The organism is Nocardia terrae, from assembly GCF_009760405.1.
GTDB lineage: Bacteria > Actinomycetota > Actinomycetes > Mycobacteriales > Mycobacteriaceae > Nocardia > Nocardia terrae.
The window spans coordinates 1-12,985 of the sequence record NZ_WRPP01000006.1 but is presented as its reverse complement, the minus strand read 5'-3'; the positions used below and the strand labels follow the sequence as shown (position 1 = coordinate 12,985).

The window sequence follows — 12,985 nt, the reverse complement described above, 5'->3', positions numbered from 1 at the left end:
TTTCGAAGAAACGGGGGCACGAGAGCCCTGAGAGGTAGTTCCGGCGCCGTAACCTACGATGCCGTAACCTAGCTGTGACGGACGCGGTACGACGATAGGAACGGTTTCCGGATCATGGCTTCGAAGAGTGGCTTCTCCGTGCGTGGGCTGCGGAATTGGCTGGAGGCCCCCGTGGCCGAAGGCGGCAACGCCGGACGGACCCCGCTGGACACGTTGCGCGGCGCGGCCGCCCGGATCACCACTCCCCTGCTGCCCGACGACTACGCGCATCTGATCAACCCGCTCTGGTCCGCGCGCGAGTTGCGCGGCCGCATCGTGGAGGTCCGCAAGGAGACCGCCGATTCGGCCACCCTGGTGATCAAGCCGGGCTGGGGTTTCGACTTCAAGTTCCAGCCGGGCCAGTACATCGGCATCGGCGTGCTGGTGGACGGCCGCTGGCACTGGCGCTCGTATTCGCTGACCTGCCCGCCGGATTGGAGCGGCGACAGCTCGCACAGGGGCAAGCGGCTCATCTCCATCGCGGTGAAGGCGATGCCGGAGGGCTTCCTGTCCAGCCACATCGTCTCCGGCGTCCCCGCCGGGACCATCGTGCGGCTGGCCGCCCCGCAGGGCGGGTTCGTGCTGCCGGATCCGGCCCCGAGCAAGGTCCTGTTCCTCACCGCCGGCTCGGGCATCACCCCCGTCATGGCCATGCTGCGCACCATGGATCGCCGCAATGCGGTCCCGGATGTGGTGCACGTGCACTCCGCCCGCACCGCCGAGGACGTCATGTTCGGCGACGAGCTGCGCGATTTGCACGACCGCCGACCGGGTTTCACCGCGCACGTGCACCTGACCGGCGACAAGGGCAAGTTCGCACTCACCGAACTGGACGAGGTGGTCCCGGACTGGCGTGAGCGCCAGGTGTGGGCCTGCGGCCCGCTGCCCATGCTCGACGAGATCGAGAAGTACTGGGCCGCCGCCGGACTCGCGGACCACCTGCACGTGGAGCGCTTCGAGATCGAACGCAACGCGACCGCCGAGGGCGGCACGGTCACCTTCGCCAAGGCGGGCCGCACCGCCGAGATCGATGGCGCGACCACGCTGCTGCAGGCCGGTGAGGGTGCGGGCGTGCAGATGCCGTTCGGCTGCCGCATGGGCATCTGCCAGACCTGTGTCGTGACTCTCACCGAGGGCCACACCCGGGATCTGCGCAACGGCAAGGAGCATCGGGCGGGCGACAAGATCCAGACCTGCGTCGCAGTGGCCGCGGGCGACTGCACCGTCGAAGTGTGACGTGACACTGGCTGAGACCATTGCGCGCGAGAACCGCTACCCTCGATAGCAATCGAGCCTGAACGCGGTCCCAGTCGGGACCGCCCCGCCGCGGGTAGCGGTGCGAGGCAGATCAACCACGGAAGGACCCGCCGGTGGCCATCACCGATATCAAGGCGTTCGCCCATCTCTCGGAGGCGGATATCGAATCGCTCGGGCGCGAGCTCGACACGGTTCGCCGCGATGTCGAGTTGTCACTCGGCGAGAAGGATGCCAAGTACATCCGACGCACCATTGCGGCGCAACGGATTATCGAGGCGGCGGGCCGCGCCACGCTGTTCGCGTCCAAGAAGCGCTGGGCCTGGATCACCGGCACCGCGCTGCTGTCGGTCGCCAAGATCATCGAGAACATGGAGCTCGGGCACAACATCAGCCACGGGCAATGGGATTGGATGAACGACCCGGAGATCCACTCCACCACGTGGGAGTGGGACATGACGGGCACGTCCGGGCAGTGGAAAGCCGCACACAACTATTCGCACCACATGTACACCAACATCCTCGACATGGATGACGATCTGGGCTTCGGCATCCTGCGCATGACGCGCGACGAGGAATGGCGGCCGGTCCATCTGGTGCAGCCGTTCGCGAATCTGATCCTGGCCGCACTGTTCGAGTGGGGCATCGCGCTGCACGACCTGGCGGCCCAGAAGGAGCAGATGGGCATTCCGCCGAGCGGCCTGTTCCCCCCGCGCCACCTGGTCAACGAACCGAACAAGGCGTTCTGGCGCAAGGCCGGCAAGCAGGTCGCCAAGGATTTCGTGATCTATCCGGCGCTCACCGGTCCCGCCTGGAAGTCGACGCTGAAGGCGAATGCCACCGCGAACCTGGTGCGCAATCTGTGGGCTTACGCGGTCATCTTCTGCGGCCATTTCCCCGACGGCGCGGAGAAGTTCGGCAAGGAGCAGGCCGACAACGAGACGCAGGGCGAGTGGTACCTGCGGCAGATGCTGGGCAGCGCGAACTTCGACGCGGGTCCGGTCATGGGTTTCATGAGCGGCAATCTCAGCTACCAGATCGAGCATCACCTGTTCCCGGACATTCCGTCCAACCGCTACCCCGAGGTGTCGGTGAAGGTGCGGGAGCTGTGCGACAAGTACGACCTGCCGTACACCACCGGCTCGCTGGGCAAGCAATACCTGTTGGCGTTCCGCACGATTCACAAGCTGGCGCTCCCGGACCAGTGGCTCAAGCGGACCTCGGACGACGCGCCGGAGACCTCCTCGGAGCGCAAGTTCGCGGGCATCTCGCTGCCGTCGCTGCCGCAGTGGAACGGCAGTGAGTGGCTGGCCGAGCACAGCGCGAGCGAGTGGCTGGCCGAGCATCAGCCGCACTGGGGTCTGGACCCCGAGACGGGTGAGCGGCGCGGGCTGCGCTCGGCCATGCAGGAGGCCAAGGTGGCGCTGAAGGAGAAGGCCGCGCACGAGAAGCAGGTGCTGCGCGAGGCCAAGGACGCGTTGCAGGAAAAGGCAAGGGCCGAAAAGGCATTGCTCGCCGACAAAGCGCAACGGGGCGGTTGGTTTTCGCGTAAGCTTCGCCGCAACCGCTAGCAGAGTCGGGTCGCGAAAACAATGCGGCATTCGACACGTTAAAGTTTCGTTTCCAGCCAACCTACGGGACCGTAACTTACGGTACTGTAACCGGCATGGCGATCTCGGATGTCAAGGAATACGCGCACCTCACCCCGGAGGACGTCGAAGCGATCGGGGCGGAGCTAGACGCCATCCGCCGTGAGGTCGAATCGTCCCTGGGCGAGAAGGATGCCCGTTACATCCGCAATGTGATCCGTCTCCAGCGCGGCCTCGAGATCAGTGGCCGCGCAGTGCTTTTCGCGAGTCTCTTCCCGCCCGCGTGGCTGGCCGGCGTCGCCCTGCTGGGCACCGCCAAGATCATCGAGAACATGGAGATCGGCCACAATGTGATGCACGGGCAGTGGGACTGGATGAACGATCCGGAAATCCACTCCACCAAGTGGGAATGGGACAACGCGGGCCCGTCGGAACACTGGAAGATCACCCACAACTTCCTGCACCACAAGTACACCAACGTGCTCGGCATGGACGACGACATCGGCTACGGCCTGCTGCGCGTCACCCGCGATCAGCGCTGGTCGCCGTTCTACCTGGGCCAGCCGGTCTACAACCTGCTGCTGCAGATGTTCTTCGAATACGGAGTCGCCGCACAGCATCTGGAGCTCGGCAAGGTCGCCAAGAAGAAGTGGGCCCCGGATTCCCCCGAGCGCAAGCAGTTCGAGGCGGACCGCCGACTCGTGCTGAAGAAGATCGGCAAGCAGGCCGCCAAGGACTACCTGATCTTCCCGCTGCTCACCGGCCCGGCCTTCCTGGGCACGCTGACCGCGAACCTGGCCGCCAATGTGGTTCGCAATGTGTGGACCAACGCGGTCATCTTCTGCGGCCACTTCCCCGACGGCGCGGAGAAGTTCACCAAGTTCGACTGCGACACCGAGACCAAGCCCGAGTGGTACCTGCGGCAGATGCTGGGTTCGGCCAATATCTCCGGCGGCCCGCTGATGCACTTCATGACCGGCAACCTCTCGCACCAGATCGAGCACCACCTGTTCCCGGATATTCCGTCGAACCACTACGCCGACATCGCGGTTCGGGTGCGCGCCCTGTGCGAGAAGTACGACCTGCCCTACACCACCGGTTCGCTGCCGGTGCAGTACGCGAAGTCGTGGCGCACCATCATGAAGCTGTCGCTGCCCAACAAGTACCTGCGCCGCGGCACCGATGACGCCCCGGAAACCAAGTCGGAGAAGGTCTTCGGCGGCGAGTCGACCGTCGACCCGATGACCGGCCGTCGCCGCGGCCTGCGCACCGCGCTGCGCGAGGGTCGCCGCAAGCTCGCCCGTCGCGAACCGGCCATGGCGAGCTGATTTCCCGGCCGAAATGCACCGACGCCCCCGCTGAAAATTCAGCGGGGGCGTTTTGGTTGACTGGACCCCGTGTGTTCCGCAGGTCCCGAAAGCCCCACCGAATGTCTGAGCGTCTACGACGCCATCAAATTGCGCCGTGACGTCCGCGCCGAATTCTCCGGCGAGGTGGTGGACGACGCGACGCTGCTGCGAATTCTCGAGGCCGCGCATCGCGCTCCCAGCGTCGGGAATTCCATGCCGTGGGACTTCGTGGTGCTGCGGGATCCGGCGACCCTCACCAAATTCGCCGATCACGTAGCGCAGAAGCGCCAGGAGTTTCACGATTCGCTCCCGGAGGACCGCGCCGAGACGTTCAACCCCATCAAGATCGAGGGGATCGTCGAGAGCGGCACCGGCATCGTGGTGACCCACAATCAGGCCCGCGGCGGCACCCATGTGCTGGGCCGCGCGACCGTCCCCGAAACCGGCATCTACTCGACCATTCTCGCCATCCAGAACCTCTGGCTGGCCGCCACCGCCGAGGGCGTTGGCGTCGGCTGGGTGAGCTTCTACGACGAGCCGTTCCTGGTCGACCTGCTCGATCTGCCCGCGGGCGTGAAGCCGGTCGCCTGGCTGTGTGTGGGCCCGGTCCACGAGTTCCAGCGGGTCCCCGACCTGGAGCGCTTCGGCTGGCGCACCCGCCGGCCGCTGGAGTCCGCCATCCACTGGGAACAGTTCACGCCGCACGCGGACCATTAGCCACGGACCCGGGGTCCCTGGACCGAGCCGGTCTGGTTGGGGCGGCGAAAGCGGACCACAGTCAACTTATGACGACTTCGACCGCCATCACCCTCGCCCCCGGCCACTGGACCCTCGACGCCACCCAGTCCAGCATCGGCTTCACCGTGCGCAAACTCGGGTTGTTCCGCGTCAACGGCGAATTCCAGCGCTTCGACACCGAATTCGTCGTGGACGACTCCGGCGCGGCCGCCATCGAGGCCACCGTCCACCTGGCCTCCTTCAAGACCAAGAGCGCCAAGCGCGACGAGCACGTCCGCAACGCCGACTTCCTCGACGTCGAGAACCGCCCCACCATGACCTTCCGCGCCCCGGCCCCGGTCCGCATCGGCGAATCCTTCGACGTGACAGGCCAGGTCACCTACGCCGGCCAGACCCACCCCCTCACCCTCACCACCACCTGGAACGGCCTGCGCCCGCACGCCGTCACCGGCCGCAACTCCATCGGCTTCACCGCGACCGGCAGCTTCGACCGCACCGCTTTCGGCGTCGGCCCCAACTCCGGCGGCCTGATCGGCAAACTCCTCACCGTGACCCTCGGCGTCCAGCTGATCGAACCGGTGTGACTGCACGCATCCCCTGAAATCGCGAAACCCCGACCCGCACAAGCGGATCGGGGTTTCGTCGGCAGAGACCCGAAGAGCGGTGACGCCTCAGTGCTGCGGAGCGGTCGCGTAACCCACGCCCGCGCCGATCCCGGCACCGACGCCCGCGCCGACCAGCGCGCCACCGGCGGCGCCGACGGCCACCGGAATGGCCTCACCGGCGGCGAAGCCGAGGCCCGCACCGGTCACGATGCTCGCGGCGGTGAACGGAAGCACGACCGGCGCGCCGCCGACCAGCATCGCGGGGCCGTCGACCGCGGCGCCCACCGCGGCGCCGGCGCCGGCGCCGATCGCCGCCCCGGTCAGCCCGAGCGGCAGACCCACGACGCCGCCGGCCACACCGCCCGCGACACCACCGGCCACAGCGCCGACGCCGGCGCCGATGGCGGCGTCCTGACCCATGAGATTCAGGGTGTCGACCGGGATTCCGGTGGTGGGATCGCGCTGCACATCCGACACGGGCGCGGGGGCGGGGTCATTCGAAACGGTTGCGGCGGAAGCATTTCCGGCTCCCGCGAGCAGCACCGCGGCGGCGACGGGAAGGGCGATCGCGGAGGAGACGACCATCTTGCGTACAGACATGGATAACACCGGCTTTCGAGGAAAGTTCATCTTTTGGGAACTTGTCCGGTGGAGGGCGGGGTATCGCGGTCGCACCGGATCCACTCCCGACGTTAGACATAACTGGTCGTTTGCCCAAGATGAGTGCACTCAGTAAACCGCGTGACCCAGGCCATGAAAAGCGGGTTTGCCAACGGCCTTTCTCCCGGTCGACGCGATGCGGGCGCGCGAAAGTGCTCTGTCGATCACATGTGACCGACAGAGCAGTCGAGCCGCTAGTCCCGGGGTTCGGCGAGCCGCCGGGTCACCTCGGCGGCCAGCTCCGCGCCGGTCGCCTCCCGCAGGGCCTCGAGCAGCGAGGCGCGCTGCACGTCCTCGCGGGTCAGGAACCCGGCCGCGACCAACCCTTCGACCGGACTCGCACCGTAGGTGCGGCTGAACGCGATGACCGTTTCCGCGACCGGAGAGTCGCCGCTCAGATGCCGGGAGACCCGCATCTGATTGGTTCCCATCCGCGCGGCGATGGCCCGGTCACTGTCGCCGTGCGATACCGCCTGCTTCCACTCCCGGAATCCCACGAGGAAATTGTGTCCCGAATGTGTTTCAGGCTGCAATCATTCCGAGAGGGTCGGGCGCGTCTAGCGCAGTGCCTCGACCGGACGGTGCCCGACGACCGAGAAGTCGTCCAGGGTCACCACCGGATCCCCGGAATCCTGCTTGCCGGTAATGGTGATGGTGCCGGTGAACACGTCTCCCTGCGCGACGGTGGCACCGGCCGGTCTGGCGAGCTCCACCCGGGTGCCGTCGATGGTGTAATAGTCGGTCGGCCCGCCGTGCACGAAGGCCAGTGTCCACACCGCCGCGTCCGAATACACCAGCCCGTACACGGGAACCTTTTCCCCGGCATGCTGTCCGGCATCCCGCAGTCGCTGATTCAGGTCGTGGTCGGACACCGTCTGCCCGCCATCCGACCCGGTCGCCGGAAGCGGCAGTGCCACAGCACTTCCCATTCCGCCGACACCGGTACCCGCCGCGATCACGATCGCCGCGGCACCGATCATCGTCGTGCCGACCATGATCCACCTCCGCTCGTCTCGTCCCCCTGGGGATACCCATTCGAGACCGGTTCACCACCAAGGAAACACAGTGCGGCGACCAAGACACGCGGACCTGCCACCCGAACCGTGACCTGAACTGCGCGAAGACACAATCGAGCCGCACCCGGCGCACCGGCGCATAAAGGCAACCGACCGCCCGGTGACGGCCGCTACCGCTTCGGCAGATCCGTCGAACCGCCGGACCGCCGGCCACCACGACGCGCGGCACAGGACCGGTGCCCGCGCCTACTGCGGACCGGGGGCGCGATATCTCTCCCGCCATCCCGGCCCGTTTCGGTCGGGATTCATGTCGGAAGGGCGGGAGCGCTTCCCCCGTAATGCGTCCCGAGGTGGCGCTAGATGCGTTCCAGCACCGCCGAGGCGCCGATGCCGCCCGCGGCGCAGATGCCGAGCAGGGCCGTGGACTTGCCGGTGAGGGCGAGTTCGTTGGCCATGGTGGTGACCATGCGCGCGCCGGTGGCCCCGAACGGGTGGCCGAGGGAGACCGAGCCGCCGTGCACGTTCAGGATGTCCGGGTCGATCTCGCCGACGGCGGTGTCGCGGTCGAGGCGGGTCTTGGCCCATTCGTGACTGGCCAGGGCCGAGACGACGGAGAGGGTCTGGGCGGCGAAGGCCTCGTGAATGTCGACGAAATCGATGTCGGCCAGCGACATTCCGGCCTTGTCGAGGGCGCGGGGCATGGAGATGGCGGGGCCGATGAGGACCTGGTCGCGCGGGTCGACGCTGACGAAGCTCCAGGAGCGGAAGGCCGCGAGGGGCGTGTAGCCCAGGGCCCGGGCCGTCTCCTCGCTCATCAGCAGCACCGCGGACGCGCCGTCGGTGAGCGGGCTGGAGTTGCCCGCGGTGACGGTGCCGTTCGCCTCGAAAACCGGTGCCAGCTTGGACAATTTGGCCAGGCTGGTGTCGCGTCGCACGAGGCCGTCACGGGCGACCGCGCGCCCGTCGGGTGTGGAGACGCTGAGCACCTCGCGGTCGAAGCGCCCGGATTCGATGGCCGCGGCGGCCCGGTGGTGCGAGGTGGCCGCGAACATGTCCTGCGCGCCCCGCGAAATCCCGTGGATGCGAGCCATCTTCTCGGCCGACTCGCCCATGACCTCGCCGGTGGTGCGCTCGGCGATCTGCGGCCGCCGCGGCACCAGGTCGAAGAACGGCGCCAATTGCGTTGCCGCGGACAGGTAGTCCTTGGCCTTGGGCTTGCCGAGCGCCAGCGGCGCGGCGGCGTGCACCAGCTTCTGCGGCAGTTTCACCTCGGCATTGCTGGTGGAGTCACTGCCGCCGGCGACCATGATGTCGTACTCGCCGCGCTCGATGGCGGCCGCCGCCGACACCACGGCCTGCAGGCCGGAGGCACACGCGCGGGTGACGGTGTACCCCTCGCAGCCCGGATCCAGTCCCAGGTCCAGCGCGATCTCACGCGCGATGTTCGGCGCGGCGCTGGGCAGGATCACCCCGCCCCAGACGATCGCCTGCACATCCTGTTTCGGCAGACCCGTCCGCTCCAACAGCCCGCGTACCGCGGTGTCGGCGAGGTCGATGGAGTCCATCCGCGTGAAGTCGGTGAATGCCCGCACGAACGGGGTCCGCGCCCCGGCGACGATGACAGCACGGCGAGCGCCCTTGGTAGCCATGAGACCAGTTTTAACTGATACACAGCGTCACAGCAAGTTGTGTTCGTTTGGAACGCGACCACTGATTTCGCTGCGCCCGGGGTAACTCACCGGGTACGGCCAGAATCGATTCGGCACCCGACCGCCGGCACGGGCGTGAGACTCCGACGGCTCTCAGCCGTCCGCCAAAGTCGCGGGGAGGCGGTACTGCGACCGGGGTCTTGTCCCGAGACCCCGGTCGAAAAAGGTGGTGTCCCTTTACGGCTGACTAGGCGAGCCTGATGAGCCCGTAGTCGAAGGCGTGGCGACGATAGACGACCGACGGTCGGTCGGTCTCCTTGTCTTGGAACATGAAGAAATCATGGCCGACGAGCTCCATCTGATAGAGGGCGTCATCGACCGTCATGGGGATCGCAGGGTGCTGCTTGACGCGCACGACATGGCCGGGACCGGCGGATTCGCTGTCCTCCTCGGCCGAATGATCGTGGGCGACGGCCCCGTTCGAGGCGAACAGGGATTCGTCGAGCAGGCCCGCGGTCGCTTGCGACACCGAGATCGGCGTCTTGTCCCCGTGGTGGACGCGGCGGCGGTCCTTGAGCCGGCGCAATCGGCTCTCCAGCTTCTCCACTGCGAGCTCGAGGGCCGCGTAGAAGCTGTCCGCGCAGGCTTCGGCCCGCACGACGGGGCCCTTGCCGCGGGCGGTGATCTCTATGCGCTGGCAGTTCTTGCGTTGACGACGGTTGCGTTCGTGGGTGAGCTCCACGTCGAAGAGGTAAATGGTGGGGTCGAAACGCTCCAGGCGAGAGAGCTTGTCCGCCACGTGAATTCGGAAATGGTCGGGCACTCCGCCCTCGCCCAGGGTCCTGCCCTTGACCACGACCTCCGCATTGGTGCCCCGAGTGGGCGAGTCGTCGAGATCGACGTCGTCATCGAGCAGCACCGCGGTGTCTGCATTCTTCGCTGAGAGTCGTGAAGTAGTCGTCACGCGTACCTCCCGGATCTGGCCGCACAAGCCGCTCGTGCGGCGGGATTGAAACGTGTGCCGATCGAATGATTCGCTCGGCACATATGTCCGAGGCGCCACCTCCAAACTTGCGGTTCGGGTGTCTGATCGCCAACCTAGTGCGCCAGCGACCTGTCCGCCAGTGTTCACGCAAATTTCGAAGAATCAAGCGACGCAAGTAACCAGCACGGCACGAACAGTCACTTCCGCATCAGCCAGCGCACGCACCGATTCGCGCATCGTGACGCCGGTGGTCAACACGTCATCGACGAGCACTACCTCGGCATTTGCCGGAAACAGCACACCCGGTGGCCGGGTCGTGGCTACCATGATCCGCCCGTGCAGATTGTGCTGGCGATCGCTGCGCCCCAGGCCCACCGAGTCACGCACACCTGGTCGCATGCGCAACATTCGTACCGGTCGGCAACCCGGTAGCCAACTCGCCGCGACGATCGCGGAACGCGCGACCGGATCGCCGCCGCGCAGCCGCGCCGCGGACCGCCTGGTGGGCGCGGGAATCAGGATCAGGGGCCGCGCGGTGTCCCGTAAATGATCCAGCCCCCTGGCCAACGCGACACCCAACGGCTTCGTCAGATCCCACCGGCAATGCTCCTTGACGGCCAGTACGGCCGCCCTGGGCGCGCCCCGATAGGCCGCCAGCGCCCAGCACGGCACCCCGGGATCGGCCCGCGGCCGGATTCGGATCGGCGGCCCGGACAGCGCGCCCGCGCAGTCCGCGCACCACCCCGTCCCGGCCCGCCCGCATCCACCGCAGGTGCGCGGCAGAACGAGATCCAGCAGCTCCCCCATCACCCCAGTGTGCGCTCAGCCGGGCAGGACCGGTACCGCGTTGGCCCCCAATCCCGGAACTTCGCGCCAGTAGTCCTCGCGCCCTTCGGGATTGCGGGTCAGCTCCAGCACCGCGCGCGAGTCGGCGACGTACTCCTGATCGGGCGCGGCGCTCACCACCCGCACCGGCGGGGTGAGGTTCTGGGAGGTCTGCGGCTTGAATTCGGACCCGTCCACCAGCACCCCCGCCACCGGGTCCACATTGCCGTCGCGGGCCACGATGACCTTCTCGTCGGTGAGCCAGTCCAGCGACACCGCGGGCGTGCTCAATCCGATGGCCAGCGGCAGCGGCGAGGTCAGCGAGAACTTGCCGTTCGGCTGCGGCACCACGACGGCCACGTACACCTTGCCGTTGGCGATGATCGCGGCCCGCGCGCCCGACGGCGAGATGCGCAGTTCGGTGATGGGCGTGCGCGGGGACGACGAATTGGCCGCCGCCGCCACCAGTTCCGAGATGTCGACGTCCTGCACCGACACATTGCCCGTGGTGCGGTCGTGGACGGCCCGGATCACCCGGTCGCCGTCCACCACCGACCAGGCCGAACCGCCGTCCGCGGGCCAGCTGGGCCGGGTGAAGGTGCCGCCGGTGGCGACCGGGAAGCCCTGGCCGTCATAGGTTCCGATGATCAGGGTGCGCTCGGGTTCGGGATCGGGGCGGCCGGACTTGGCGACCGCGGCCACCAGCTGCCCGTCGGGTGAGATGCCCACCGACTGCAGGGTGTGGGTGGCGCCGAAGAAGCCGGGCGCGGGCGTGATCCCGGTGTCGGCGACCGCGACCAGCGATCCGTCGCGCACGGCGTGCATTCCGGCGCGATTTCGCGCGATGGCGTCCGAGCTCTTGGCCTCGACGTCCGCACGCTGCCAGCCGTTGGCGAACTTGTCGTTGAGTGGCTTCCCGTCGGCGTCGATCAGGTAGGGCCCGGTGACGTCGGCACTCGACAGGGTGAGCACCACCTGCGCGGCCATCAGGTCGCGGGTGGGCGGATCGAGCGGGGTCGCGCCGGAGAAGTCCACGGTCACACCGCCGCCACCGACGCCCACGTTCTCGGGATCGCCGTTGGCCTTGGTGATCGGCCCGCGCAGCGCGACCGGTGCGGCCATCGGATTGTGGGTGGCGGGCGCGAGCGCCGCCTGCGTTCCCTCTCCCAGCAGACTCAGCAGCCGCTGCGCCAGCTGGTCCTTGCGCACGGAGATCCAGCGTAGGTCGGGCACCATGGCCGTCCCGGCCAGGTTGGGGAAGAACAGCGAATACCGGTGGTAGGACTTGGCGAACGAGGCGGCCTCCACGATGACGCCGGCGGGCAGATCCTTGATCCGCCACTCGCCGTCGATCTTCTCCATGTCGACCTTGGTCTCCAGCGTGCCGTCGGCGGCCCGGTAGGAGCCGTCGGTGGCGAGTTCGCCGATCTTGCGCGCCCGGATGACATAGGTGGCGGCGTCGCCGTTGCGGCTCTCGCGCAGCGTGTTCGGCTGCGAGTCCACGATGGTGGTGCCGGCCGCGTCGTCCCACGCCACATTGGCCGCGGGCGAGAGGAACTGCCGCGCGGCCTGGTGCCGGTTGGCCGGATCGGCGGTGGCGGCCATGAAGTCCAGCAGCAGCTGCTCGGGTTCCCGCCCGGCGATGGGCGGGGTCGGCGCGGTGCTGGTGGGCTGGTGGTCGAGGCTGCCGAGCGCCTGCGGCGCCGAGGAGTCCGGCAGGCTGGCGCAGGCGCTCAGGGTCACGAGGCAGACGACCGCCAGCAGAGCCCGTCGCAGGCCGGTGAGGGGCTGCCTCATGACTGCCCGTCCGCGGCCGAGGCCGACGGGAATTCCGGTGCGATGGCCTCGAATCCGGCTTCCCCGTTGGGGCTTTCGACCGCCGGCGTCCCGTCCTCGGATTCGGTTGCCGCGGGCTCGGGTTCGGTTGCGACAGGCACGGATTCGAGTACGGCCGCCGCCGAGGCGATGGCCTCGGGCGTGGCGTCCGAGCTCGCGATGTCGAGTGCCAGCTGTTCCGGCGACACCGTCCCGCGAATCTTGGGCGGCTCCAACGACAATGGGCTGATCCCCAGCTTCTTGCCCCGCACCAGCGGCAGCGTCAGCCGGAAGCTCGCGCCCACGCCGATCTCGCCCCACGCCTCGAGCTTGCCCTCGTGCAGGTTGGCGTCCTCGACGCTGATGGACAGCCCCAGCCCGGTGCCGCCGGAGCGCCGCATGCGCGAGGGGTCCGAACGCCAGAAGCGGTTGAACACCAGCTTCTCCTCGCCCGGGCGCAG

General features: G+C 67.9%; 13 protein-coding genes. 5 read left to right on the top strand and 8 right to left on the bottom strand.

What is annotated here, in order from left to right:
* Positions 1-114: 114 nt before the first annotated feature.
* From GPX89_RS27910 to GPX89_RS27890, 5 genes are all read left to right on the top strand, one after another.
* A complete protein-coding gene (locus GPX89_RS27910; protein ID WP_157390714.1) occupies positions 115-1,275 on the top strand; it encodes a ferredoxin reductase in 1,161 nt (386 codons plus the stop codon).
* 134 nt (positions 1,276-1,409) lie between these two features.
* The gene (locus GPX89_RS27905) at positions 1,410-2,864 is read left to right on the top strand and encodes a fatty acid desaturase family protein (protein WP_328602385.1); all 1,455 of its coding nucleotides are present in this window, start codon (positions 1,410-1,412) and stop codon (positions 2,862-2,864) included.
* A 95-nt stretch (positions 2,865-2,959) separates the two neighbouring features.
* Positions 2,960-4,210: a fatty acid desaturase family protein gene (locus GPX89_RS27900; protein WP_157390713.1), complete on the top strand. Its 1,251-nt coding sequence runs from the start codon at positions 2,960-2,962 to the stop codon at positions 4,208-4,210.
* A gap of 105 nt (positions 4,211-4,315) precedes the next feature.
* Entirely contained in the window at positions 4,316-4,948 is a 633-nt protein-coding gene (gene bluB / locus GPX89_RS27895) for a 5,6-dimethylbenzimidazole synthase (protein WP_157391167.1), read from the top strand.
* A 68-nt stretch (positions 4,949-5,016) separates the two neighbouring features.
* Positions 5,017-5,553, top strand: coding sequence for a YceI family protein (locus GPX89_RS27890; protein ID WP_157390712.1), 537 nt, complete (start codon positions 5,017-5,019; stop codon positions 5,551-5,553).
* A gap of 87 nt (positions 5,554-5,640) precedes the next feature.
* Here the strand turns inward: GPX89_RS27890 and GPX89_RS27885 are convergent, their stop codons facing one another.
* From GPX89_RS27885 to GPX89_RS44880, 8 genes are all read right to left on the bottom strand, one after another.
* Positions 5,641-6,174 (bottom strand): hypothetical protein, encoded by a 534-nt coding sequence (locus GPX89_RS27885; RefSeq protein WP_157390711.1) that lies wholly within the window; start codon positions 6,172-6,174, stop codon positions 5,641-5,643.
* Between the two features lie 254 nt (positions 6,175-6,428).
* Positions 6,429-6,731 (bottom strand): hypothetical protein, encoded by a 303-nt coding sequence (locus GPX89_RS27880; protein WP_157390710.1) that lies wholly within the window; start codon positions 6,729-6,731, stop codon positions 6,429-6,431.
* 60 nt (positions 6,732-6,791) lie between these two features.
* On the bottom strand, positions 6,792-7,229 hold the full coding sequence (locus GPX89_RS27875; protein WP_157390709.1) for a hypothetical protein: 438 nt from the start codon (positions 7,227-7,229) through the stop codon (positions 6,792-6,794).
* A gap of 377 nt (positions 7,230-7,606) precedes the next feature.
* The gene (locus tag GPX89_RS27870; protein ID WP_157390708.1) at positions 7,607-8,899 is read right to left on the bottom strand and encodes an acetyl-CoA C-acyltransferase; all 1,293 of its coding nucleotides are present in this window, start codon (positions 8,897-8,899) and stop codon (positions 7,607-7,609) included.
* A gap of 247 nt (positions 8,900-9,146) precedes the next feature.
* A complete protein-coding gene (hpf, locus tag GPX89_RS27865; RefSeq protein WP_157391166.1) occupies positions 9,147-9,815 on the bottom strand; it encodes a ribosome hibernation-promoting factor, HPF/YfiA family in 669 nt (222 codons plus the stop codon).
* A 231-nt stretch (positions 9,816-10,046) separates the two neighbouring features.
* Entirely contained in the window at positions 10,047-10,691 is a 645-nt protein-coding gene (locus GPX89_RS27860; RefSeq protein ID WP_157390707.1) for a ComF family protein, read from the bottom strand.
* Positions 10,692-10,706: 15 nt separating this feature from the next.
* Positions 10,707-12,506: an MtrAB system accessory lipoprotein LpqB gene (gene lpqB, locus GPX89_RS27855; RefSeq protein WP_157390706.1), complete on the bottom strand. Its 1,800-nt coding sequence runs from the start codon at positions 12,504-12,506 to the stop codon at positions 10,707-10,709.
* Positions 12,503-12,985 (bottom strand): ATP-binding protein (locus GPX89_RS44880; protein ID WP_235948291.1); only part of this gene is annotated, 483 nt, incomplete at its 5' end. The genes lpqB and GPX89_RS44880, both read right to left, overlap by 4 nt.

Coding starts and splice junctions, on each gene's coding strand:
- GPX89_RS27910 (WP_157390714.1), top strand. CDS start 115: ATGGCTTCGAAGAGTGGCTTCTCCGTGCGTGGGCTGCGGAATTGGCTG.
- GPX89_RS27900 (WP_157390713.1), top strand. CDS start 2,960: ATGGCGATCTCGGATGTCAAGGAATACGCGCACCTCACCCCGGAGGAC.
- GPX89_RS27890 (WP_157390712.1), top strand. CDS start 5,017: ATGACGACTTCGACCGCCATCACCCTCGCCCCCGGCCACTGGACCCTC.
- GPX89_RS27885 (WP_157390711.1), bottom strand. CDS start 6,174: ATGTCTGTACGCAAGATGGTCGTCTCCTCCGCGATCGCCCTTCCCGTC.
- GPX89_RS27875 (WP_157390709.1), bottom strand. CDS start 7,229: ATGGTCGGCACGACGATGATCGGTGCCGCGGCGATCGTGATCGCGGCG.
- GPX89_RS27870 (WP_157390708.1), bottom strand. CDS start 8,899: ATGGCTACCAAGGGCGCTCGCCGTGCTGTCATCGTCGCCGGGGCGCGG.
- GPX89_RS27860 (WP_157390707.1), bottom strand. CDS start 10,691: ATGGGGGAGCTGCTGGATCTCGTTCTGCCGCGCACCTGCGGTGGATGC.
- lpqB (WP_157390706.1), bottom strand. CDS start 12,506: ATGAGGCAGCCCCTCACCGGCCTGCGACGGGCTCTGCTGGCGGTCGTC.